General features: G+C 68.5%; 19 protein-coding genes. 5 read left to right on the forward strand and 14 right to left on the reverse strand.

The annotated features are described in order from the left end of the window. Complete coding sequence (locus tag XAN126_RS0113850; protein WP_029877169.1) at nucleotides 1-1,086, reverse strand: iron ABC transporter permease; 1,086 nt, start codon at nucleotides 1,084-1,086, stop codon at nucleotides 1-3. Continuing rightward, nucleotides 1,083-1,976 (reverse strand): ABC transporter substrate-binding protein, encoded by an 894-nt coding sequence (locus tag XAN126_RS0113855; protein WP_024279187.1) that lies wholly within the window; start codon nucleotides 1,974-1,976, stop codon nucleotides 1,083-1,085. The genes XAN126_RS0113850 and XAN126_RS0113855 overlap by 4 nt, the downstream gene beginning before the upstream one ends. 377 nt (nucleotides 1,977-2,353) lie before the next feature. Here XAN126_RS0113855 and XAN126_RS0113860 point away from each other — a divergent pair, with 377 nt between their 5' ends. The 3 genes from XAN126_RS0113860 (at nucleotide 2,354) to XAN126_RS0113870 (ending at nucleotide 6,627) form a co-directional block, all read left to right on the forward strand. Then, nucleotides 2,354-4,561 (forward strand): TonB-dependent hemoglobin/transferrin/lactoferrin family receptor, encoded by a 2,208-nt coding sequence (locus XAN126_RS0113860; protein WP_024279188.1) that lies wholly within the window; start codon nucleotides 2,354-2,356, stop codon nucleotides 4,559-4,561. Nucleotides 4,562-4,602: 41 nt separating this feature from the next. After that, nucleotides 4,603-4,938 carry an antibiotic biosynthesis monooxygenase gene (locus XAN126_RS0113865; RefSeq protein ID WP_024279189.1) on the forward strand — a complete coding sequence of 112 codons (336 nt, stop codon included), beginning with the start codon at nucleotides 4,603-4,605 and terminating at the stop codon, nucleotides 4,936-4,938. 183 nt (nucleotides 4,939-5,121) lie between these two features. Next, the gene (locus XAN126_RS0113870) at nucleotides 5,122-6,627 is read left to right on the forward strand and encodes a carboxypeptidase M32 (RefSeq protein ID WP_024279190.1); all 1,506 of its coding nucleotides are present in this window, start codon (nucleotides 5,122-5,124) and stop codon (nucleotides 6,625-6,627) included. A gap of 66 nt (nucleotides 6,628-6,693) precedes the next feature. Here XAN126_RS0113870 and XAN126_RS0113875 read toward each other — a convergent pair whose 3' ends face one another. The 3 genes from XAN126_RS0113875 to XAN126_RS0113885 form a co-directional block, all read right to left on the reverse strand. Next, on the reverse strand, nucleotides 6,694-7,932 hold the full coding sequence (locus XAN126_RS0113875) for a M23 family metallopeptidase (protein ID WP_081762844.1): 1,239 nt from the start codon (nucleotides 7,930-7,932) through the stop codon (nucleotides 6,694-6,696). A 155-nt stretch (nucleotides 7,933-8,087) separates the two neighbouring features. Further along, nucleotides 8,088-9,362: an alpha/beta hydrolase gene (locus XAN126_RS0113880; RefSeq protein ID WP_024279192.1), complete on the reverse strand. Its 1,275-nt coding sequence runs from the start codon at nucleotides 9,360-9,362 to the stop codon at nucleotides 8,088-8,090. A gap of 101 nt (nucleotides 9,363-9,463) precedes the next feature. Continuing rightward, complete coding sequence (locus XAN126_RS0113885) at nucleotides 9,464-10,123, reverse strand: protein-L-isoaspartate(D-aspartate) O-methyltransferase (protein WP_024279193.1); 660 nt, start codon at nucleotides 10,121-10,123, stop codon at nucleotides 9,464-9,466. Nucleotides 10,124-10,264: 141 nt separating this feature from the next. On the opposite strand from XAN126_RS0113885, the gene recG reads away from it, so the two are divergent. Together recG and XAN126_RS0113895 are read left to right on the forward strand one after the other, a co-directional pair. Beyond that, a complete protein-coding gene (gene recG / locus XAN126_RS0113890) occupies nucleotides 10,265-12,358 on the forward strand; it encodes an ATP-dependent DNA helicase RecG (RefSeq protein ID WP_024279194.1) in 2,094 nt (697 codons plus the stop codon). 92 nt (nucleotides 12,359-12,450) lie between these two features. Continuing rightward, nucleotides 12,451-12,840 carry a YbaN family protein gene (locus XAN126_RS0113895; RefSeq protein WP_024279195.1) on the forward strand — a complete coding sequence of 130 codons (390 nt, stop codon included), beginning with the start codon at nucleotides 12,451-12,453 and terminating at the stop codon, nucleotides 12,838-12,840. Nucleotides 12,841-12,851: 11 nt separating this feature from the next. On the opposite strand, the gene XAN126_RS27200 is transcribed toward XAN126_RS0113895, so the two are convergent. The 9 genes from XAN126_RS27200 to XAN126_RS0113940 form a co-directional block, all read right to left on the reverse strand. Continuing rightward, on the reverse strand, nucleotides 12,852-14,030 hold the full coding sequence (locus XAN126_RS27200) for a GGDEF domain-containing protein (protein WP_024279196.1): 1,179 nt from the start codon (nucleotides 14,028-14,030) through the stop codon (nucleotides 12,852-12,854). Between the two features lie 153 nt (nucleotides 14,031-14,183). Beyond that, the gene (gene glmS / locus XAN126_RS0113905) at nucleotides 14,184-16,007 is read right to left on the reverse strand and encodes a glutamine--fructose-6-phosphate transaminase (isomerizing) (protein ID WP_024279197.1); all 1,824 of its coding nucleotides are present in this window, start codon (nucleotides 16,005-16,007) and stop codon (nucleotides 14,184-14,186) included. Nucleotides 16,008-16,170: 163 nt separating this feature from the next. Beyond that, the gene (gene glmU, locus XAN126_RS0113910; protein ID WP_024279198.1) at nucleotides 16,171-17,520 is read right to left on the reverse strand and encodes a bifunctional UDP-N-acetylglucosamine diphosphorylase/glucosamine-1-phosphate N-acetyltransferase GlmU; all 1,350 of its coding nucleotides are present in this window, start codon (nucleotides 17,518-17,520) and stop codon (nucleotides 16,171-16,173) included. A 104-nt stretch (nucleotides 17,521-17,624) separates the two neighbouring features. Continuing rightward, nucleotides 17,625-18,203, reverse strand: a complete 579-nt coding sequence (locus tag XAN126_RS0113915; RefSeq protein ID WP_024279199.1) for a flavodoxin family protein — start codon at nucleotides 18,201-18,203, stop codon at nucleotides 17,625-17,627. 110 nt (nucleotides 18,204-18,313) lie between these two features. After that, entirely contained in the window at nucleotides 18,314-19,450 is a 1,137-nt protein-coding gene (gene era / locus XAN126_RS0113920) for a GTPase Era (RefSeq protein WP_024279200.1), read from the reverse strand. Then, nucleotides 19,450-20,187, reverse strand: coding sequence for a ribonuclease III (gene rnc / locus XAN126_RS0113925; RefSeq protein ID WP_051460874.1), 738 nt, complete (start codon nucleotides 20,185-20,187; stop codon nucleotides 19,450-19,452). Before rnc ends, era begins: the two co-directional genes overlap by 1 nt. Beyond that, nucleotides 20,157-20,909: a signal peptidase I gene (gene lepB, locus XAN126_RS0113930; RefSeq protein WP_024279202.1), complete on the reverse strand. Its 753-nt coding sequence runs from the start codon at nucleotides 20,907-20,909 to the stop codon at nucleotides 20,157-20,159. The genes rnc and lepB overlap by 31 nt, the downstream gene beginning before the upstream one ends. 157 nt (nucleotides 20,910-21,066) lie before the next feature. Continuing rightward, the gene (gene acpS / locus XAN126_RS0113935; RefSeq protein ID WP_024279203.1) at nucleotides 21,067-21,474 is read right to left on the reverse strand and encodes a holo-ACP synthase; all 408 of its coding nucleotides are present in this window, start codon (nucleotides 21,472-21,474) and stop codon (nucleotides 21,067-21,069) included. Next, nucleotides 21,471-22,241: a pyridoxine 5'-phosphate synthase gene (locus tag XAN126_RS0113940; RefSeq protein WP_024279204.1), complete on the reverse strand. Its 771-nt coding sequence runs from the start codon at nucleotides 22,239-22,241 to the stop codon at nucleotides 21,471-21,473. The genes acpS and XAN126_RS0113940 overlap by 4 nt, the downstream gene beginning before the upstream one ends. Between the last annotated feature and the right edge of the window lie 16 nt (nucleotides 22,242-22,257).

Genomic DNA, 22,257 nt, shown 5'->3' on the forward strand with positions numbered 1-22,257 from the left:
TCATCCCACGAAGGCGCGACGCTTCAGCAGCAGCCACAGGAAGAAGGGCGCCCCGACCAGAGCGGTGACGACGCCCAGCGGCAGTTCGGCGGGCGCCGCGATCATGCGGGCGAGGATGTCCGCGCCGAGCAGCACCGCCGCCCCGAGCAGCGCCGAGGCCGGCACCAGCGCGCGATGGGACGGCCCGATCACCAGCCGCGCGAGATGCGGCACCACCAGCCCGACGAAGCCGACGACACCCGTCGCCGCCACCGCCGCCCCCACCCCCGCCGCGACGGCGACGACGGCGATGCGCTTCAGCCGCTCCACCGAGACGCCGGCATGAAACGCCTCCGCCTCGCCCAGCGCCAACGCATCGAGCCCGCGGGCGAGGCCGACGGCGATGGCCAGCAGCCCCAGCACGAAGGGGGCGGCGAGCGCCGCCTTCATCCAGGTGGCGCCGCCGAGGCTGCCGAGCGTCCAGAACAGGAAATCCCGCGTCTGCTGCTCGGAGGCGAGGAATACCATCACCCCCGTGCCGGCGCTCGCCAGCGCTCCGAGGGCAAGGCCGGCGAACAGCAGTGTCGCCACCGAAGTGCGCCCGTCATGCTCGGCGAGGCGGGCGATGACGAGGGTGGTGACGAGCCCGCCCGCGAAGGCGGCGAGCGGCAGCCCCACCACCTGCAGCGGCTGCGGCAGCAAGGCGACAAGCGGCGCGCCGAACACGACGAATGCCACCGCCGCCAGCGCCGCGCCCGGCGCCACGCCCACGAGGCTGGGATCGGCGAGCGGATTGCGGAACACGCCCTGCATCAGCACCCCCGCCACGGCCATGCCCGAGCCGGCCAGCGCGCCGACGAGCGCGCGGGGCAGGCGCACGTCCAGCACCACGATGCGCTCGCGCAGGGAGCCGGCCGGCGGCGCGCCGGTGATCCAGTCCCACAGCACGACGAATACCCGGCCGGGGGCGATGGTGAACGGGCCGATGGCCAGCGCGCCCACGAAGGCCGCAACCGCCAGCACGGCGAACAGGGTCAGCCCCGCCGTCACCGGACGCCCGCGCGTTTCCGCCTCCGCCGTGGCCATGGCAACACCTTCCATGCTCATTGGTCCGGCTCCGCGCTCCAGGGTCGGGCCGGCAGCTCCGGCAGCTTCGCGCCCGGGTGCAGCGCCGCCGCGAGATCGCGCGCCGCGCGCGGCGTCCGGGGGCCGAAGCCGAGCAGATAGGAACCGGGCAGCGCCACCAAGCGCTTGTCCCGCGCGGCGGGCGTTCCGGCGAAGGCGGGCAAAGCGAAGACGGTGGCGGCATCGAGCGCCTGCCCGCCCCCGCGCATCACCACCACCGCCTCCGGCTCCGCCGACATGGCGGCCTCGTCCAGCGCCGGCTTGAAGCCCTTGATCTCAGCCATGGCATTGGTGAGGCCCGCGAGTTTCAGAATGGCGTCGGCGCTGGTGTCCGAGCCGCCCACCACCGCCGCGCCGCCCGAAGCGGAGAGCACGAACACCGCGCGCGGCCGCTCCGGCAGCGCCTTCACCATGGCATCGAGGGCGGCGAAGTCGTCAGAGACCTCGGCTGCGAGCGCCCTGCCCTTTTCCTCCGCCCCCACTGCCTTGGCCACAGCGGCGATCTTGTGCAGCACCGCCTCCCTGTCGTGCCCGTCCGGGATGATGACGACCGGCACCGAGGCCTGCTGCAGCACCTCCATGGTGGAGGGCGGCCCGGCGCCTTCCATGGCGAGGATCAGCGTGGGCCCCACCGAGAGCACGCCCTCCGGCGACAAGGCGCGGGCATAGCCCACACCCGGCAACGCGCGGGCGGCGGCGGGGTAGCGGCTGGTCTGGTCCACCGCCACCACGCGATCGCCCATGCCGAGCGCGAACAGGATCTCTGTGACCGCGCCGCCGATGGAGACGATGCGCGGCGCCGCCGCCTGCGGCTGGGCCGCAGCAACACGCGGCGCAAAGCCGGCGACGGCAAGAAGGGCAGCGACGACCACGCCAAGGCTGACAAGACGCGCCGCAACACGGCACGCGCGGATAGCTTTCTCACGCCGGATCAACATGGAATTAGAGCAACTCCATTTTCTGATGGCGAGTCTTCATGAGACCGATTCGCCTTTATTTTATTTATTCCAATATCGAGCGGGCACATATCTACGTGCCAGACACGCAACAGTCTCTGACGTTATTTCAGTTCATTGGCAAGTTTGATGTATTCTTCTTGACGCTTCCGTGGCGCGACGGTAGCCAAATCGTGTCAGGCAAGAAGCCCGCGCAGGAAATCGCCTGCTCAGGCAGCACGCCTGCGGCCCGCCACGTCCCCGGCTTCCGGATCGACGCCAGCCAGCCTCCGAACATCAGCCGGGAGAGGATTATGGCGGGAGAACCGCAGCGCATTGCCGTGTTCAAGGGCGAAGGGCATCGCCGCGGGAAAGAGGCGCTGCTCGCGGGCGTCGCGCTCTGCGCCGTCCTCATGGCCACGCCCTTACGCGCCCAGAGCGCACCTGAGGCCGGCGCGACCGACGACACGACGACCATCTCTCTCGACACCATCACGGTCGCCGCCAGTCTCACGGAAGAACGCGCCATCGATGCGCTGGCTGCCATCAGCGTGGTGCGCCCGGACGATCTCGAACAGCTGATGCCGTCGCGGACGCAGGACGTCTTCTTCGGCATGCCGGGCACCACCGTCATCCAGAACGGCAATTCCACGCAGGCTTCCATCAACATCCGCGGCATGGAGGACTACGGCCGCGTCGCGGTGTTCATCGACGGCGCGCGGCAGAATTTCACCCAGCTCGGCCACGGCACCGGCGCCGGCTCCTTCTTCTTTGAGCCCGGCCTGCTGGCGGACGTGGACGTGGTGCGCGGCCCGGTGGCCAACATCTACGGCTCCGGCGCCATCGGCGGCGTGGTGACCTTCCGCACCAAGGACGCCAACGACATCATCAGGCCCGGCCAGACCTGGGGTGTGGAATCCGCCGGGGAATTCGGCTCCAACGGGCCGATGGGCTACGCTGCCCTGTTCGCGGCGGCGAAGGTGAACCCGAACATCGACCTGTTCTTCGGCGGCACCTACCGCTCGCAGGACGATTATACGGACGGCAACGGCAACGAGGTGCCCGGCACCGGCTCCGACATCTGGACCGGCGTCGCCAAGCTCACCTTCCGCCCCGCGGACCACCACGAGGTGAAGATCACCGGCCTCAATTACGACGCCGACTACACCACCTACAACGCCGCGCTGGTGAACAACGCGCTTCCCGCCAACTCGACCCAGTACGGCACCACCGTTCTCAACCAGACCCTGACGGCGAGCTGGAACTACACCAACCCCGACGACAACATTTTCGACTGGCGCAGCCAGATCTACTGGAACCGGGTGAAGCAGAGCCAGCTGAAGGTGGCCGGCACGCCCAGCTCCATCACCGGCTCCATCGGCGACCCCCGCTATTTCACAATCGACACGCTGGGCTTCGACCTCAACAACACCTCGCGCTTCACCTTCGCCGACATCCGCAACGCCATCACCATCGGCGGCGACTATTTCCACGACGACGTGGACAATGTGGACAATTACGGCTTCGGCGACGGCTACAACCCGTCTGGCGAGCGGGGGGTGGGTGGTGCCTTCATCCAGTGGAAGGCCAACTATTCGACGTGGTTCGAAGCCATCGGCGCGCTGCGCTACGACACCTACAATCTCAGCGGAGACGGCGTTTCCACCAGCGGCGACCACCTCTCGCCCAAGATCACCGTTGGCCTCACGCCCTGGCAGTGGGTGACGCTCTACGGCACCTTCGCGGAAGGTTATCGCGCCCCGGCGGTGACCGAGACCCTGGTGAATGGCGCGCACCCGCCGAACATCCCGCTCGTCTTCTGTCCCGACGGCAGCTATGGCGTGTTCTGCTTCGTGCCGAACCCCTATCTCCGGCCGGAAATCGGCAAGAACAAGGAAATCGGCCTCAATCTCCGGTTCGACGACATCTTCACCAAGGGCGACAAGTTCCGCGCCAAGGCCAACGTCTACCAGAACGATGTCGAGGACTACATTGAGCTGGTCGGCTACGATAAGACGATCTACGGCACCTATGCCAACTACCAGTACCAGAACATCGCCAACGCCCGCCTGCGTGGCTTCGAATTCGAGAGCAATTACGACGCCGGCGTCTGGTTCGCAGGCTTCAACGCCACTGTGTCGGATGGCGAGAACACGAACAACGGCCAGCCGCTGGCCAACGTGATGCCCAACAACATCGCCGCGACGCTGGGCGCCCGCTTCCTCGAGAACAAGCTCACCGTCTCGGTGCGCTGGCAGTGGGCGGCGGCCAAGACAGCGGCAGACCTGCCGTCCGACTCGCCCTACGAGCCGACGCCGAGCTTCAACCTCGTGAACGTCTATCTCGGCTACCAGCCGGACCCGAACGTGCTGGCCCAGCTCTCCGTTGAGAACATCTTCAACGAGCAGTACGTTCAGTACCAGCAGTTCCTGCCGAGCGCCGGAATCACGGCGAAGGCCGGCCTCAAGTTCAAGATCGGTGCCGACACCATCGCGGCGGCGACGCCCTACCCGGTCAAATAGGCGGCCGGCCACCCTTTCCATTGCCCATACGGAGTGTCGACATGTTCATTGCCACCAACAGGTTCAAGGTCAAGCACGGGTCCGAAGCCGAATTCGAGCGGGTCTGGCGCGAGCGCGACACCTACATCGCCGCCGTACCCGGATTCGTGGCTTTCGATCTGTGCCGTGGGGCGGAAAAGGAGGAATATACCCTCTACATCTCTCACACCGTGTGGAGCTCCAAGGCCGATTTCGAGGCGTGGACCAAGTCCGAGGCCTTCCGCCTTGCCCACCGCGACGCGGGTGCGTCATCCAACCGCGTGAACTATATCGGCGGTCCGGAGTTTGAAGGATTTGAGTCGGTGCTCTCGCTCACCCCCGGCGAGAAGGCGGCCTGAGGGCCCACCGACCCGAACCACGGTGTTACCTCCAGCCCGGCCGGACACGATGTCCGCGCCGGGCTTTTCTTTGCAACCCGCGCCGCAGGCCCCGCCCTTTCCATGCCCGCTCTGCTTGGCTACCGTCTTGGCCCTTTTCCCGGCCCTTGAATTCTCCGGCCCCAGAGCCAACAGGATCGCGCCATGACGGCCTATTCCGACCTCGCCGCCCATTTCGACCGTGCCGCGGCGCTCGCCAACGGCATCGGCATCCTCCAGTGGGACAGCGACACCATGATGCCCAAGGGCGCCGCCTCCACCCGCGCGGAGAGCCTCGCCCTCTTGCGCGTGCTCCACCACAACATGGCGACCGACCCACGCATCGGCGACTGGATCGCCAATGCGGAGAATGAGGATCTGGGCCCGTGGGAGCGCGCCAACGTGCGCGAGATTACCCGCAGCTTCACCGTGGATACGGCCGTGCCCGCCGACCTCGTGGAAGCTTCCAGCCGCGCCTCCTCCCGCTGCGAGATGGCCTGGCGCAAGGCGCGTGCGGACGCGGACTTCCCGGCCCTCCTGCCCTATCTGGAGGAGGTGCTGCGGCTCCAGCGCGAGATCGGCCGGGTGAAGGGCGAGAAGCTCGGCCTCTCCCCCTATGATGCCCTCCTGAACGGCTACGAGCCCGGCGGCCGCTCGGCCCGCATCGACGCGCTGTTCGACGACCTCGCCCAATTCCTGCCCGGCTTCACCGAGGAAGTGCTGGAAATCCAAGCCCGCCGTCCCGCTATGCCCGCGCTCGAAGGCCCCTACGCTGTGGAGGCGCAGCGCGCGCTCGGGCTGGAGATGATGAAGGTGGTCGGCTTCGATTTCGAGCGCGGCCGGCTCGATGTCTCCACCCATCCCTTCTGCGGCGGCGCCGACAATGACGTGCGTATCACCACCCGCTACGACGAGAGCGACTTCTCCCGCGCCCTCATGGGGGTGCTGCACGAGACCGGCCATGCGCTCTATGAGCAGGGCCGCCCGCAGGACTTCATCCACCAGCCGGTGGGGCAGGCCCGCTCCATGAGCATCCATGAGAGCCAGTCTCTGCTCATGGAGATGCAGGCCTGCCGCAGCCGGGAATTCCTGACTTTCGCCGCCCCGCGCATGCGCGCCGCCTTCAACGGCTCCGGCCCGGCCTGGGAGGCGGATGCGTTGTGGCGGCTCTACACCAAGGTGGAGCGCGGCTTCATCCGGGTGGATGCGGACGAGGTGACCTATCCCGCCCATGTCATCCTGCGCTACCGGCTGGAAAAGGCGCTGATCGGCGGAGATATGAAGCTCGCCGACCTGCCCGGGGCCTGGGCCGAGGGCATGAAGTCCCTGCTCGGCGTGACGCCGCCCGACGACCGGCTGGGCTGCCTCCAGGACATTCACTGGCCCGGCGGCGGCTGGGGCTATTTCCCCACCTACACGCTGGGCGCGATGACCGCCGCGCAACTGTTCGATGCCGCCTGCCGCGCCGATCCCGGCATCCTGCCCGGCATTGCCAAGGGGGACTTCGCGCCCCTGCTGGCGTGGCTGCGCGTCAACGTCCACGGCCAGGCCTCGCTGCTGGAGACGGACGAGCTTCTGACCCGCGCCACCGGCCGGCCGCTCGATGCCTCCGTGTTCAAGGCCCACCTGCGCCGCCGCTATGGCGGCGAGATGGAGCATCCGGCTGCCTGATCGACCGTCCCAACGCAAAACGGCCGGGCAGATGCCCGGCCGTTTTCGTTTGAGATCAAGTTGCTATCAGAGACCGGCGACGTAGCGGCTCGGATCGACGGGCGTCGACCCCTTGCGGATCTCGAAGTGCAGCTGGGGCGAGGAGACGTTGCCGCTCTGGCCGGCCTTGGCAACGATCTGGCCGCGCCGCACGGTATCGCCGCGCTTTACCGTCAGCTCGCTGTTGTTGGCATAGGCGGTCACGTAGCCGTCCGCGTGCTTGATGAGCACGAGGTTGCCGTACCCCTTCAGCTCGTTGCCGGCATAGGCGACGGTGCCGTCCTCGGCAGCGCGCACCGCAGTGCCTTCAGGGACGGCGAAGTTCACGCCGTCATTGTGGGCACCGCCGGGCTTGGGACCGTAGGAGGCGATGACGCGGCCGCGCACCGGGGCGCGGAACTGGGGACCGGAGCCACCGGCGCGCGGGGCGTCGTCGGCATCGATCACCGGCGACACCTTCGCGGCGGTCTCGACCTTCGGCTCGGGTGCGGCCGACTTGGACACCGCCGCAGTCGGCGCGGAACCGGCGGGCTTGGCCGCAGCGGTCTGGGTGGGCTTCGCCGCGGGGGCGGCAGCCGGTGCCGGAGCAGGCGTGGCGGCGATCGTCGCGGGCTTGGCCGAGCCGGGAACCTGCAGCGTGCTGGCGACCGGAGCCGCCGCGGCAAGCTGCGGTGGCTTGGCGGCAGCGGTGGACTGGGCAGCAGCCTGCGCAGCCTTGGCATGCGACGCGCCATTGCCGCCGGGCGGGATAATGAGCGTCTGACCTGTGCGAACGGTGCCGCCGGCGGGAATGTTGTTGGCGATGGTCAACGAGGCCACCGAGACGTTGTACATGCGCGAGATGGACCCGAGGGTCTCGCCGGCCACCACCACGTGGGTCCCGGCAGCCGGGCCGCGGGCGGCCGGAGCCGCAGCGGGCGTCGCCGCCGCATAGCCGGGCGCTCCGTACAGCGGCTGACCGCCACCGGTTGAGGCATAGGATGAGGCCGGGTAACCGGGCGCCGCCGCCTGGCCCGGCGGCGGGGCCGGCATGGCCTCCACCCGACCGGAGCCGAGCGAGCCGGTGACGTCCCCGTTGCCGGCGGGCGGATAGCCGCCCGGATGCCCCTGGTAGCCCGCGACGGGCGCCCCGGCCGGTGGCTGGGGCGAGTCGGCGGCGAAGCGGATCGTATCCGAACTACAGCCTGCAACCGTTCCGGACACGAGCCCGATCAGTGCCAGCCGCGCGAAGACGTTACGCCCGTGAGTCCCGCAGGAAGTACGCATGTGACCGAACTCGCACGCAAACATTACGGCCCGCAGTTAAGGGTCCCATGCGTAAACGGCGGCTTAAATGACGTATCTTCGGCATGGTGCTGCCGAACTTTCGACTCCCGCGTGACAAACCTGCAACAGGTCGGCGACCCCGACCTGCCGTTTGGTCAGTTGCCCTTGGGGAGCGTAACCACGTTGGCGCCGCTCTCGGCGGTGTCCGACACCGAGCGGCCCAGCTGGTTCACATGCTGGTTGTAGTGGGAGCGGGTGTTCTCATCCACCACGGCGACGGGCGCGGCGATGACGAGGCCGGCGGCGGTGCCGACGGTCGCGGCGGCGTCCGAGGTCGCCTTGATGATATGCTCGCCGACGCCGACGCGGGAGTCGGTCATGGTCTGCCCCTCCGCAAGGCGGGCGCCGATGGCCTGCACCACCTTCGGGCTGGCGGCGAACTTGCCGTGGGCGAGGGGATCGTTGGTCCTGAGCTTGGTCAGGTCCACCACGTTTATGTTGTTCTTCTCGAACTCGGTGCGGAACGGCTCCTGCTCCGGATCCACCGCGCCGACACGGGGAACGTCACCCCACACCCGGCGGGAGACGGCCAGCGCCTTGTCGTCCTGCGAGACGAACAGGGTGAAGGCCGGGCGCTGGCTGGTCTTGCCGATCTCGTTGAAGAAGGTGGAGAAGACGTCCACGTCCACGTCCGGCGCCGCCAGCATCACATACTTGATCTTGGGCAGGATGCGCCCGTTGCGGATCGCCATCTGCCGCAGGGCTTCCAGCGTCACGACGTTGCCCATGGAATGGGCGAGGATGGAGATCTCGCCCACGTTCGGGTCCTTGGCCATGAAGGTCAGCAGCCGCTCGAGGGAATCCCTGGAGAAGGACGTGCTTTCACGGTCATAGCCGTAGGCGAGCAGGCTGCCGCGCGAGGGCCAGGTGAACAGCACCGGCGTCACCGGCGCCTCGGAATCGTGGATGATCTGGGCGAAGCGGAACACCGCGTCGTCGAAGCGCTGGTTGTAGCCGTGCACGAACACCAGGGCCTGCCGGCCGGGCGTGCGGCTGATGCGGTTATGGAACCACACGGTCGCCTGATCCTGCGTCAGGTCGACGAGCTTGGTGGTGACGAAGTCCGTCGCCGGGTTGCCCGGAATGCTCCGGGGCCACTGCACGTCGCCGATCTTGCGGGCGCCGTCGGGCGGTATGGAAACCTCGATCTCGGCATAGCTCGGCGTGCGGGCGCGCTCGCCGTTGAAGATGTCCGGGCCATCGGACCGCTCGCGGACGGTGGCGACCACCATGTCCACGCGGGACGTGCCGGGAATCGTATCGGGCACGGGAATGAGCGCGCCATCGGGGCGCCCGGCGCAGCCTGAAAGCAGGCCGAGCAGCAGCGCGCACGCCAGTAACTGCCGCCCGCGGCCGGAAACGCCCTTCAATTCTCGATCCCCCGGAACGCAACTGTCGATCCCGATAGCCGAGGGCTCGGGCTCCTGCAACGGGCTTCGGCACCAGGGTACGGTGAAAGCGATGCTTTCGCTCAGAGTGTGGCCGCGGCGCCCGGAACGAGCGGTACAAAGCGCACCTTCATCAGGTCGGTGCGGCTGCGGCCCGACTGCTCCTTGACGATGCGGACGAGCGTCTGCACCTCCTCCGGCGCGCCGAGGGGCGCGACGATGACGCCGCCGAGCTTGAGCTGATCCATCAGCGCTGGGGGGATGTCGGGTGCCGCGGCGGTGACGAGGATGCGGTCGAACGGCGCGCGGGCCGGCATGCCGTTCATGCCATCGCCCACATAGGCGGTGACGTTACGCAGGCCGAGCACCTCGAAGCGCGTCTGCGCCTCGCTGACGAGGGAGCGATAGCGGTCCACCGTCACCACGCGGGCGGCGAGATGGGAGAGCACGGCGGCCTGATAGCCGGAGCCGGTGCCCACCTCCAGAACCGTCTGGTCAGCCGTGACGCCAAGGGCTTCCGTCATGGCGGCGACGAGGCTCGGCTGCGACATGGTCTGGCCGCAGGCGATGGGCAGCGCCACGTCGTCATAGGCGTGGCGGCGCATCATGGGATCCACGAACAATGGTCGCGGCACCAGCTCGATGGCGCGCAGCACCGCGAGATCCCTGATCCCACGCTGGCGCAGCCGGAGGATGAAAGCCGCACGTTCCGCCTGCTCGCCGTCGCCCTCGCCGGTACTCATCCCGGTGTCCATCTCCGCCTAACTGTTGAAACCTATAGCAGATTGCCGCCGATCTCCAGCCGGTGCCTTTCCACCATCTTCCCATCCGGCGCGCCGCCCCGGCTTGCGCCGCAACGGCCGATCGGACACCCTCGCGCCGCCATGCGCCCCGACGTCCTGTCCCCCCTCTTCGCAACCCTCGACAGCCTCTCCGGCATCGGCCCCAAGCTGATGAAGCCGTATGCGCGCCTGCTGGGCCGGGACATGCCGCGGGTGATCGACCTGCTGTTCCACATGCCGTCCGGCTTCGTTGACCGCCGCGCCCGCCCCCTGCTCGCAGAGGCCGTTCCCGAGACCGACGTGACGGTTGAAGTGACGGTGGACGCCCACCAGCCGCCGCCGCCCGGCAGCCGGGCGCCGCACCGCACCTATGTGTCCGATGCCAGCGGCGACATGGTGGTGGTGCATTTCAAGATCGAGCCCGCGCGCATCGAGCGGATGCTGCCGGTCGGAGCCAAGCGCTGGTTGTGCGGCCGCATCTCCATCTATGACGGGATGCGGCAGATGACCCACCCGGACCGCATCCTCGATGCCGCCGGAGTCGAGCGGCTGCCGGCGGTGGAGCAGGTCTATCCGCTGGTGGAGGGCCTCGCCTCCGGGCATCTGCGCCGGGCCATCGAGGCGGCGCTTCAGCGCGTGCCCGACCTGCCCGAGTGGATTCCGGACGACGTTCGCGCAGCGCGGGGCTGGCCGTCCTTCCGGGAGGCGCTCATGCGCCTGCACAAGCCGGCCTCCCCCCACGAGGCGACGCCGGCCGGCGGGCCGTGGCGCCGGCTCGCCTTCGACGAGTTGCTGGCCCACCAGCTCACCCTCGCCCTCGTCCGGGCGCAGGAGGAGAAGGCCGGCGGGCGCGCCACCATCGGGGATGGACACATCTCGGCTCGGCTCGCCGCCGCCCTCCCCTTCACGCTCACCGGCGCGCAGGAGCAGGCCATCGCCGCCATTCGCGCCGACCTTGCGGCCGACACGCGGATGCTGCGCCTGCTCCAGGGCGACGTGGGTTCCGGAAAGACGGTGGTCGCCCTGATGGCCGCCGCCACGGTGGCCGAGGCCGGCCGGCAGACGGCACTGATGGCGCCCACCGAGATCCTCGCCCGCCAGCATCACGAGACCATCGCGCCGCTGGCCGCCGCGGCCGGGCTCTCCACGGCCATCCTCACCGGCCGGGAGAAGGGGCGTGCCCGCGAGGCCGTGCTCACGGAGCTGGCCTTCGGCCGCACCGATCTGGTGGTGGGCACCCATGCACTCATCCAGGACGACGTGATCTTCCGCGACCTCGCCCTCGCCGTGGTGGACGAGCAGCATCGCTTCGGCGTCGAGCAGCGGCTGACGCTGGCCCGCAAGGGCGAGGCGGTGGACATGCTGGTGATGACGGCGACCCCCATTCCCCGCACCCTCGTCCTCACCCTGTTCGGCGACATGGAGTCCAGCGAGCTGCGGGAGAAGCCGCCGGGCCGTCAGGCCATCGACACCCGCGCCTTGCCCCTCGACCGGCTGGATGAGGTGGTGGCAGGCGTCGGCCGGGCATTGGCATCCGGTGCCCGCGCCTACTGGATCTGCCCGCTGGTGGAGGAGACCGACACCTCCGACCTCGCCGCCGCCACAGAGCGCTACGAGACGCTGCAATCCGTCTTCGGCGCATCGGTCGGGCTGGTGCACGGGCGCATGTCCGGCGCCGCCAAGGACGAGGCCATGGCCCGCTTCGCCCGCGGGGAGACGCGGCTGCTCGTCGCTACGACGGTGATCGAGGTGGGCGTGAACGTGCCGGAGGCCACCGTCATGGTCATCGAGCATGCCGAGCGCTTCGGCCTCGCCCAGCTGCACCAGTTGCGCGGGCGGGTGGGGCGCGGCGACAAGCCGTCCGTGTGCCTGCTGCTCTACCGTCACCCGCTGGGCGAAACCGCGAAGGCCCGCTTGGCCATCCTGCGGGAGAGCCAGGACGGGTTCCGCCTCGCGGAGGAGGATCTGCGGCTGCGCGGCGAGGGTGACGTGCTGGGCACGCGGCAAAGTGGCCTGCCCGGCTTCCGCCTCGCCCGCATGGAATGGCACGGCGGCGAGGTGGAGGCCGCCCGCAACGCGGCGGCGGCGCAGGTGCGGGCCGATCCCGACCTTGTCGCCCCCGGCGCGCGGGTGCTGCACACGCTGCTGCACCTGCAGGAACGGGATGCGGCCGTGCGCTTGCTCTCCGCCGGATGAGGCGCCATGGTCCCGCGATGGCCGCCGACGACGATGCATCTGCCCCTCCTCCGCCTGCCCCGACGGCGCAGAGGGAGCTGACGCAGAGTGAGATGCTGGCGGCAGGGCGCTGGAGCCGCGACGCCATCTATCGCAAGCTGCTGTTCGCGGCGGGGTTCGTCTTCCTGGTCATCGGCGCCATCGGCATGGTGGTGCCCATGCTGCCGGGCACGGTCTTCCTGATCCTCGCCGCCTGGTGCTTCACCCGCTCGTCGCCGAAGTTCGAGGCGTGGCTCCTCAATCACCGCTGGCTCGGCCCCGGCGTGGTTCGGTGGCGGGAGACCGGGGCCATCCCGCCCCTGGTGAAGCTGTTCGCGCTGGCAAGCTTCGTCGGCACCTTCACCGGCAGCTGGTATCTCGGCGCGCCGATCTTCGTGCTCGCGTTCCTCGGCGTGCTGTTCATCCTGCTGGCGATCTTCATCGCGACCCGGCCGAACCGGTAGCGCGAGCTCTCTCAACGACGCAGGGGCACCACGTTGTCGGGCAGGAATTCCTCTTCCGCGCAGCAGACCCGATTGCGGCCGGACCGCTTCGCCTCGTAGAGGGCGGCATCCGCCCGCTCGAACGTAGCCGCGAGCGGCTCGGCCCGCGAAGCCAGCGCGACGCCGATGCTGACGGTGAAGGGCGGCACGTCCGTCTCCTCATGGCCGATGATGGCGAGGCGCACCGATTCCGCCTGCAGCCGCGCCATCTCGGGCGAGGCGCGCTCCAGCAGGATGGCGAACTCCTCGCCCCCCACCCGGCCGATGAGCGCCGATTGCGGCAGCGTGTGCTGCAGCATGCCGCCGAAACCGCGGATGGTCTGGTCGCCCACGCCATGGCCGAACGTATCGTTGATGGCCTTGAAGTGGTCGATATCGATGAGCAGCAGCGCGAATGGCGCCGCCCCGGACTGCCTGTGCACCAGATCTGAAGCGCGCTGCTCGAACCCGCGGCGGTTCAGGAGGCCGGACAGGGCGTCCGTATCCGCCACCTCCTGCGTCTCCCGCACCAGTTCCAGCACGGAGATCACCAGAATCAGGAATCCCGTCGCCACCATCAGGAGGCCGGTGCTGACCTGGGCCACCACCGCGAACGGCGTGTCCATGTAGTTGATCTGGTGCGGCCCGGTATGCAGGCTGACGGCCAGCGCGGCCTTGAGCGGCACGTGCATGCACAGCAGCGCGAACAGGCCGGCGAGCAGGAGATCACGCAGCCGGCGCGGGCTGTCCCGCAGAACCACCCAGCAGCTCGCTGCCGTCGCGACCACGAACGGCAGTTGATAGCTGACCACCCGGACGAACATGTTCACGGTCAGTTGCAGCGCCAGCGCGGCGCTGAGCACCGTCACGACGCCAAGGACCGCGACCAGCCCCAACGGGATGGGCTTGCGGTAGAGCACGGCCAGCCCCGGCACCATCAGGATGAGGCACGTCGCGAAGGAGAGGTAGATCACCGGCGCGAACAGGACGATCCAGCCGGTGTAGGACTGCGCCAGCATCGCCAGCGGCGTGATGACGATGGCGCCGAAGCTGGCGGCGAACCAGAGCGGCGCCGTGTAGCCGCGATGAAGCAGCGCCAACGCGAGATAGCTCGCGGCGAACAGAGCCGCCACCACGGCATTCATGAAGATAGGGAACGTCGCAGCAGGCATTGACCGGCGTCCGCACCCAGGCTCGAGCGTTGGTTGTGTGAGAAAATGAAGGACCCGAATCGATATCGGCGCAACAGATTTCGAGGGGCACGGGTGGATTGTGCCACCCGCGCCGGACCAGGCCACCGTCGCCGACTATTCCACCGTGACGGCCTATTCCACGGTGACGGACTTGGCGAGGTTGCGCGGCTGGTCCACATCCGTGCCCATGATGACCGCCGTATGGTAGGCGATCAGCTGGACCGGGATGGAATAGACCATCGGGCACACGGTCGCCGGCATCTCGGGCAGGATCAGCTTCTGCACCGCATTCACCGGCGCCGCCTCGGCCCCCTTGGGGTCGGTGACGAGGATGATCTTGCCGCCGCGCGCCGCCACCTCCTCCATGTTGGAGACGGTCTTGTCGAAGATGCGGTCGTGGGGGGCGATGACCACCACCGGCATCTTCTCGTCGATGAGGGCGATGGGGCCGTGCTTCAGCTCGCCGCCGGCATAGCCCTCGGCGTGGATGTAGGAGATTTCCTTGAGCTTCAGCGCCCCTTCCAGCGACAGCGGATAGTTCGTTCCGCGGCCGAGATAGAGCACGTCCCGGGCCTTCGCGAGGGTGCGGGCGAGCACCTCGATCTCCGGGGAGAGCTTCAGCGCCTCCGTCATGAGGCGCGGCACTTCCATGAAGGCGCGCACCAGCTTGTGCTCGTCATCCGCCGACAACACGCCCTTGGCGCGGCCGAACGCGACGGACAGGCAGGCCAGCGTCGCCAGCTGGCAGGTGAACGCCTTGGTGGAGGCGACGCCGATTTCAGGACCGGCGAGAATGGGCAGCACCACGTCCGCCTCGCGGGCGATGGTGGAGGTGGGCACGTTCACCACGGCCACCACCTTCTGCCCGCACTCCTTGGCGTAGCGCAGGGAGGCCAACGTGTCCGCCGTCTCGCCCGACTGGGAGATGACGATGGTGACGCCACCCGGCGCCAGCGGCGTCTCGCGGTAGCGGAACTCGGATGCGATGTCGGTGGAGACCGGCACGCGGCCGAACCGCTCCAGCCAGTATTCCGCCACTGCGCCCGCATAGAGCGCGGTGCCGCACGCCGTGATGGAGATGTGTTGCACCTCCTTCGGGTCGAACGGCAGCTCGGGCAGGCAGACGGTCTCGGTGTCGAGATCGAGATAATGGCCGAAGGTGTGGGAGATGACCTCGGGCTGCTCGTAGATCTCCTTCGCCATGAAGTGGCGATGGTTGCCCTTGTCCACGAGCAGGGCGCCGGCCGGCACCTTCTGCACCGCGCGCTCCACGATGCGCCCCGTCTCGTCGCGGATTTCCGCGCCCTCGCGGGTGAGCACCGCCCAGTCGCCCTCTTCCAGATAGGCAATGCGATCGGTGAACGGGCCAAGGGCGATGGCGTCCGAACCGAGGAACATCTCGCCATTGCCGTAGCCGATGGCGAGCGGAGAACCGCGGCGGGCGGCGATCAACAGGTCGGTCTTGCCGTCGAACAGGAAACCGAGGGCGAAGGCGCCCTTGAGGCGCGGCAGCACGGACGCCACCGCCGCCACCGGCTCCTTGCCGGAGAGCAGCTCGCGGTCCACCAGCTGGGCGACGACCTCGGTGTCCGTGTCGCTCCTGAAGGTGACGCCTGCGGCCTTCAGCTCTTCCTTCAGCTCGCGGAAATTCTCGATGATGCCGTTGTGGACCACCGCCACGCGCTTGGTGCCGTGGGGATGGGCATTGCGCTCGGAGGGCTTGCCATGGGTCGCCCAGCGGGTGTGTCCGATGCCGGCGTGGCCCTTGAGCGGGTGCTTGTCGAGCTTGGTCTCGAGATTGCGCAGCTTGCCTTCGGCACGGCAGATCTCGAGGTGCCCGTTCTCCAGTGTCGCGATGCCGGCGGAATCATAGCCGCGGTATTCCAGGCGCCGGAGGGATTCGACCACCTTGTCCGCGACGGCGCTCTTCCCCAGAATGCCGACGATCCCGCACATGCGATCTAGCTCCGATGTTGGCGGCGCCCCGGTTGGGCCCGGCTGATTGTCGCGCCCAAGGTGCACTGCAAAAACTGAATGGACCGTTCCTAACCCGCAAGTCCTAACCTCCACGGGGCCGGAGCCGGAATCACATCGCCTTTCCGTTGGTGTCAGGCGAAAGCTACTTCTTCTTCGCGTCGGCCCGGGCGGCGCGGAAATCCCTCGCCCAGCCGTCCTTCACCACCTGCCGGCTGCGGGCGATGGCGAGGGCATCCTCCGGCACATCCGAGGTGATGACGGCGCCGGTGCCCACATAGGCCCCCGCCCCGATCTTCACCGGGGCCACCAGCGCCGAATTGACGCCGATGAAGGCACCCGCGCCGATCTCGGTGCGATACTTGGAGAAGCCGTCATAGTTGCAGGTGATGGTGCCGGCGCCGAGATTGGCGCCCGCGCCCACATGGGCGTCGCCCACGTAGGAGAGGTGGTTCACCTTGGCGCCGCTCTCGATATGGGCGGCCTTGGTCTCCACGAAATTGCCGATGCGCACGCCCTCATCCAGCCGCGTGCCCGGCCGCAGCCGCGCGTAGGGACCGATCGAGACGCCCGGTGCAAGCTGCGCGCCTTCGAGGTGGCAGAAGGCGTGGATCACCACGTCGTCGCCCACCGTCACGCCCGGCCCGAACACCACGTTGGGCTCCACGATCACGTCGCGGCCAAGCACGGTGTCGGCGGAGAAGAACACCGTCTCCGGCGCGATCAGCGTAACGCCTTCGGCCATGGCGGCGAGCCGCAGGCGCTTTTGCAGAATGGCTTCGGCCTCGGCGAGCTGGATGCGGCTGTTGACGCCGGCCACCTCGTCCACATCCGCCTTTGCCGCGACCGAGGCGCGCCCGTCGGCGCGGGCGATCTCGACGGCGTCGGTGAGATAAAATTCGCCCTTGGAATTGGCGTTGCCGATGCGGTCGAGGATGGAAAGCGCATCCTTGCCCGAGAGCGCCATCAGCCCGGCATTGCAGAAGCGAACCGCCTTCTCGGCGGCGGTCGCGTCCTTCTCCTCGCGGATGGCGACGAGTTCGTCGCCGGAGGTGACGAGGCGGCCGTAGCCGGTGGGGTCTTCCGGCTCGAAGCCGAGCGCGGCGACGGCAGCGCCCTCGGCCAGCGGGGCGCGCAGACGGGCGAGGGTTTCGGGACGCACCAGCGGGGTGTCGGCATAGAGCACGAGCACGTCGTCGGCGCCCTGTTCCAGCGCGGCGCGGGCGGCGAGCACGGCGTGGGCGGTGCCGAGCCGCTCGGTCTGCACGAACACCTGCGCGTCCGGCACGATGCGCGTCGCCTCGGCAGCCACATCCTCGCGACCGGGGCCGACCACCACGGCGGTGCGGGTGGCGCCGGCGGCACGGGTCGCCGCCAGCACATGGTGGAGCATGGTGCGGCCGGCGACCTTGTGGAGCACCTTGGGGAGGCGCGACTTCATGCGCGTCCCTTCCCCGGCGGCGAGCACCACCACGAGCAGGCTCCGGTCACTCATCGCGATTCCTCCGCGGCGCTAACGTTCCGCCCCCATTACCCCGCCGCCGCAGCAAGCGGAAGCGGGGAAGACGCGAGACGCAGGCGCGCCGCAGATGGCAATTTTCAGGCGCCGCTGGTCCAGCGCACGGTCGCCTCGGCAACGCGGCGGCCGAGATGGGCGGCGGTGCGGCGGTCGGTGGCGGGCGGCACCACGTCCGGGCCTTCATCGATGTTGGACTGGGCATAGGCGCCGGCGAAGCCGCCGAGGCGGTTCAGGTCTTCCAGCGAGCCCTTGGAATTGTTGTTGCCGGGATGGAGGCCGAGGCCCACCCAGACCATGCCGTGCTGCTGCGACAGGCCGAACATCGCATGGATGCCCTGATGCTTGTCACCGTTCTGCGCGCCGGAATTGACGAAGCCGGCGGCCAGCTTGTCCTTCCACTTCATCTCGAACCAGCGCTTGGAGGACTTCTCCGCGAACGCCTGGAAGCCGGCGGAGACGTTGCCCATGTAGATCGGCGCGCCGAAGATGATGGCGGCGGCGCCGTCCAGCACGTCCCACTTCTCGTCCACTTCGTCCACGGAGACGAGGACGCCCTCGACCGCATCGACTTCCTTGATGCCGGCGAGCACGGATTCAGCCAACACCTTGGTGTGGCCGTAGCCCGAGTGATACACGATCGCGACGACTGGCTTCGACATGACACGTCTCCCCGTTGGGTTCGCCACCGGTTATGCCGTGCATGAATGCCCACATCCAGCCGTAAGATCGCAATCCAGCCTTGCGCTTTCGCAAACGCACGGCGCCATGCTTAGCCGCCCTTGGGAAACTCCAGTCCCATCTCGCGGTAGCGCTCGGGATCATCCGCCCAGCTTTCGCGCACCTTCACGAACAGGAAGAGATGCACGGGCTGTTCGATGATCTCGGAGATCTCCTTCCGGGATTCGGTCGAGATGGTCTTGATGGTGTTTCCACCCTTGCCGAGCACGATCTTCCGCTGGCTTTCGCGCTCCACGAAGATCGTCTGCTCGATGCGGACGGAGCCGTTGCGCAATTCCTTCCAGCTCTCGGTTTCCACCGTGGAGCGGTAGGGCAGTTCGTCGTGCAGGCGCAGGAACATCTTCTCGCGGGTGATCTCGGCCGCGAGCATGCGCATGGGCGCATCCGAAACCTGATCCTCGGGATAGAGCCAAGGGCCTTCCGGCACCGTCTCGGCGAACCAGCGGCGGACGTCGTTCACGCCGTCGCCGGTGAGCGCGGAGACCATGAACACCCGGTCGAACGGCGCCCGCTCGGTGATCGCGGCGGCGAGCGCCAGAAGGCTGTCGCGGCGGATCAGGTCGATCTTGTTGAGGATCAGCGCGCGCGGCTTGCGGATGTCCTTCAACTGGCCGAGCAGCGCCTCGATATCCTCGTCGAGACCGCGGTTGGCATCCACCAGCAACGCGATCACGTCGGCGTCGGCGGCGTGGGTCCAGGCGCTCGACACCATGGCCCGCTCCAGCCGGCGCTTGGGCGCGAAGATGCCGGGTGTGTCCACCAGCACCACCTGCGCCGCGCCGTCCAGCGCGATGCCGCGCACGATGGAGCGCGTCGTCTGCACCTTGTGGGAGACGATGGACACCTTGGTTCCGACCAGCGCATTGGTCAGCGTGGACTTGCCGGCATTGGGAGCGCCCAGCAGAGCGACGAAGCCGCAGCGTGTCGGACCTTGGAGCGGCGCAAGAGGAGCGCGCTCGGCGCGATCCAGCTCGTCGTCGAAATCATCGTCCTCGTCGTCCTCCGGAAGATCGTCGTCCGGAAGATCATCGGAGAGTTCGTCCTCGACGATATCGTCTTCGGCGACATCCTCGTGCGGCGCGGCGGCGGCGAGGGCCTCCTCTTCCGCAACGGCAGGGTGTTGATCCGGGGCGGCCGTGTCGGCGCCCGCCTTCTTCCTCGGTGCCATCAGGCCTCGTCCTTCTCCCAAACGCCCTCACGGACGAGGAAGGCGGCAGCGGCCGCCTTCTGTGCATTCTGCTTGGAGGCGCCATCCGCCTGCGCCGAAGCCAGGCCCGGCAGGTCCACCGCCACGGTGAAACGGGGCGCGTGGTCCGGGCCGGAGCGCATCACCTCGCGATAGACGGGCGGCGGCAGGCCGCGGGCCTGCGCCCATTCCTGCAGCACGGTCTTGGCATCGCGCAGCGGCCGGCGCGGGGCCTCCAGCCGCGGACGCCAGAACCGCTCCACCAGTGCGTGGGCCGCCTCATACCCGCCATCGAGGAACACCGCCGCCACAACGCCCTCGGCCACGTCGGCGAGGATGGCGCGGCGCTTGTGCGCGCCGGACTGGCTTTCGCCGGGGCCGAGGCGGATGAACGGGCCGAGGTCCATGTCCTCGGCGACCTCGGCGCAGGCTTCCTCGCGCACCAGCTCGGCGAGCCGGCGCGACAATTCCCCCTCCTCGCCTTCCGGGAAGGCGAGATAGAGCATGTGCGACACCACCGAGCCGAGCACGTGGTCGCCCAGGAATTCCACCCGCTGGTAGGAGCGCAGGCGCGGCGCCTCGCCCTTCACGGCGCTGATGTGGGACAGGGCCAGCTCAAGCATCGAGCGATCGCGGAAGCGGTAGCCGATCCGCTCCTCGAGATGGGCGAGATCCTGCCCCGCCCCGTTCAATGCACCCGTGTGAACAGCCGATCCCATCGCACCGTCCAAGGCCATGTCCAAACCTGCCACGCAGAAGCGCCCTCGTCGATCGAGAAGAAGATCAGCTGCGCCTTGCCGATGAGATTCTCGAACGGAACATAACCCACCTGGCTCAGCACGCGGCTGTCGGCGGAATTGTCCCGGTTGTCGCCCATCATGAAGAAGTGCCCGAGCGGCACTTCATAAACGGGCGTGTTGTCGTAGAAGCCGTTGTCCACCAGGTCCAGCGTCTCGTAGGAGACGCCGTTCGGCAGCGTCTCGCGCCAGCGCTTCACCGGCACCTTGCGGCCGGAGCCGTCGTCCTCGCTCACGTCCGACAGGCGCTCGCGCTGCACCGGCACGCCGTTGATGTGCAGGAGACCGTTGATCATCTGGATCTTGTCGCCGGGCATGCCGACCACGCGCTTGATGTAGTCGGTCTCGTTGTCCTTCGGCAGCTTGAACACCACCACGTCGCCGCGGGTCGGCTCGGACCCGAAGATGCGGCCGGCGAACAGATTGGGCGAGAAGGGAATCGAGAAGTGGGAATAGCCGTAGCTGTACTTGGAGACGAACAAATAGTCGCCGATCAGCAGCGTGTCCTTCATCGACCCGGAGGGGATGTTGAACGGCTGGAAGAGGAAGGTCCGGATCACCAGCGCGATCAGCAGCGCGTGGACAATCACCCGGACGGTTTCGAGAAAGCCGCCGTCCTTCTTGGAATCGCTGGTCGCGGTCATCGGGTGTCCAAGGTTTCCCAAATGAGGCGCAGGGTACGACAAACTGCGCCGAAACTGAGGAGATACCGGCAGATGCGCGCCGGTCTCGAAAGGCAAGACCGCCCCTATAGAGGCTTCCCGGCCTCCCGGCAACGCACGCCCTCGACCTCCTCCAGCGTCAGGCGCCGGAGCGGGGCACCGCCGAGATGATGACATAGGCGGCGGTGAGCGGTCCCTCGTCGGTGAGGGAAAGGTGGATATGTGGCTCGTATCCCTCCGGCACCATCTGCGCGAGCCGCTGCGCCGCGCCGCCGGTCAGCACCAGCGTCGGCTGGCCGGACGGCAGGTTGACGACGCCCATGTCGCGCCAGAACACGCCCCGGCTCAGCCCGGTGCCGAGCGCCTTGGCGCAGGCCTCCTTGGCCGCGAAGCGCTTGGCATAGGTCTCCGCCCTCAGCTTCCGCCGATCCGCCTTCGCCCGCTCGACGGGCGTGAAGACGCGGTTCAGGAACCGGTCGCCGAACCGCTCGATGGATTTGGCGATGCGGCGTGCATCGGAGAAGTCGGAGCCGATGCCGAGGATCATGCGGCCTCGCCCGCTGCGGCCGCCCGCCCGGCGGCGATGGCCGCCCGCATGGTGTGGATGGCCGCCTCCAGCCCGACGAAGATGGCCTCGCCGATGAGGAAATGGCCGATGTTCAGCTCCACGATCTCGGGAAACGCCGCGATGCGTTCTGCTGTCGCGTAGTCGAGCCCGTGGCCGGCATGGACCTCCAGCCCCAGCGCATTTGCCTGCCGCGCGCCGGCCTTGAGACGCACGAACTCGGCTTCCGCCTCGGCCGTGCGGCCTTCCGCAACCGCGTCGCACCAGCCGCCGGTATGCAGTTCCACGATATCGGCGCCGAGCGCGGCCGCCGCGGCGATCTGCCTCTCCTCAGCCGCGATGAAGAGCGAGACGCGGATGCCCGCCGCCTTCAGCCGGGCGATGCGCGGGCCGAGTTCGGTCGCAAGCCCCGCCGCGTCGAGCCCGCCCTCGGTGGTCCGCTCCTCCCGCCGCTCCGGCACGAGGCAGCAGGCGTTGGGGCGGACGGAGACGGCGATGCCGACCATCTCCTCTGTGGCGGCCATCTCGAAATTGAGCGGCAGGTCGATCTCGGCCTTCAGCCGCGTCATGTCGGCGTCGCGGATATGGCGCCGGTCCTCGCGCAGATGGGCGGTGATTCCGTCGGCGCCCGCCGTGGCGGCGAGACGGGCGGCGCGCACCGGATCCGGCAGCAGGCCGCCCCGCGCGTTGCGCACGGTCGCCACGTGGTCGACGTTCACCCCGAGCCGCACCGGCTTCAGCACCGCCATTTCGCTTGCTCCCATC

Origin of the sequence: Xanthobacter sp. 126 (genome assembly GCF_000526175.1) — a bacterium.
GTDB lineage: Bacteria > Pseudomonadota > Alphaproteobacteria > Rhizobiales > Xanthobacteraceae > Xanthobacter > Xanthobacter aminoxidans.

What these genes read in the sequence shown, in the direction of transcription:
- era (WP_024279200.1), bottom strand. Translation starts at nt 19,450, where the DNA reads ATGGCACCGAGGAAGAAGGCGGGCGCCGACACGGCCGCCCCGGATCAA.
- XAN126_RS0113850 (WP_029877169.1), bottom strand. Translation starts at nt 1,086, where the DNA reads ATGAGCATGGAAGGTGTTGCCATGGCCACGGCGGAGGCGGAAACGCGC.
- recG (WP_024279194.1), top strand. Translation starts at nt 10,265, where the DNA reads ATGCGCCCCGACGTCCTGTCCCCCCTCTTCGCAACCCTCGACAGCCTC.
- XAN126_RS0113895 (WP_024279195.1), top strand. Translation starts at nt 12,451, where the DNA reads ATGCTGGCGGCAGGGCGCTGGAGCCGCGACGCCATCTATCGCAAGCTG.
- XAN126_RS0113940 (WP_024279204.1), bottom strand. Translation starts at nt 22,241, where the DNA reads ATGGCGGTGCTGAAGCCGGTGCGGCTCGGGGTGAACGTCGACCACGTG.
- XAN126_RS27200 (WP_024279196.1), bottom strand. Translation starts at nt 14,030, where the DNA reads ATGCCTGCTGCGACGTTCCCTATCTTCATGAATGCCGTGGTGGCGGCT.
- XAN126_RS0113875 (WP_081762844.1), bottom strand. Translation starts at nt 7,932, where the DNA reads ATGCGTACTTCCTGCGGGACTCACGGGCGTAACGTCTTCGCGCGGCTG.
- lepB (WP_024279202.1), bottom strand. Translation starts at nt 20,909, where the DNA reads ATGACCGCGACCAGCGATTCCAAGAAGGACGGCGGCTTTCTCGAAACC.
- XAN126_RS0113860 (WP_024279188.1), top strand. Translation starts at nt 2,354, where the DNA reads ATGGCGGGAGAACCGCAGCGCATTGCCGTGTTCAAGGGCGAAGGGCAT.
- XAN126_RS0113885 (WP_024279193.1), bottom strand. Translation starts at nt 10,123, where the DNA reads ATGAGTACCGGCGAGGGCGACGGCGAGCAGGCGGAACGTGCGGCTTTC.
- glmU (WP_024279198.1), bottom strand. Translation starts at nt 17,520, where the DNA reads ATGAGTGACCGGAGCCTGCTCGTGGTGGTGCTCGCCGCCGGGGAAGGG.
- XAN126_RS0113915 (WP_024279199.1), bottom strand. Translation starts at nt 18,203, where the DNA reads ATGTCGAAGCCAGTCGTCGCGATCGTGTATCACTCGGGCTACGGCCAC.
- XAN126_RS0113865 (WP_024279189.1), top strand. Translation starts at nt 4,603, where the DNA reads ATGTTCATTGCCACCAACAGGTTCAAGGTCAAGCACGGGTCCGAAGCC.
- XAN126_RS0113870 (WP_024279190.1), top strand. Translation starts at nt 5,122, where the DNA reads ATGACGGCCTATTCCGACCTCGCCGCCCATTTCGACCGTGCCGCGGCG.
- rnc (WP_051460874.1), bottom strand. Translation starts at nt 20,187, where the DNA reads ATGGGATCGGCTGTTCACACGGGTGCATTGAACGGGGCGGGGCAGGAT.
- acpS (WP_024279203.1), bottom strand. Translation starts at nt 21,474, where the DNA reads ATGATCCTCGGCATCGGCTCCGACTTCTCCGATGCACGCCGCATCGCC.
- glmS (WP_024279197.1), bottom strand. Translation starts at nt 16,007, where the DNA reads ATGTGCGGGATCGTCGGCATTCTGGGGAAGAGCGCCGTCGCGGACAAG.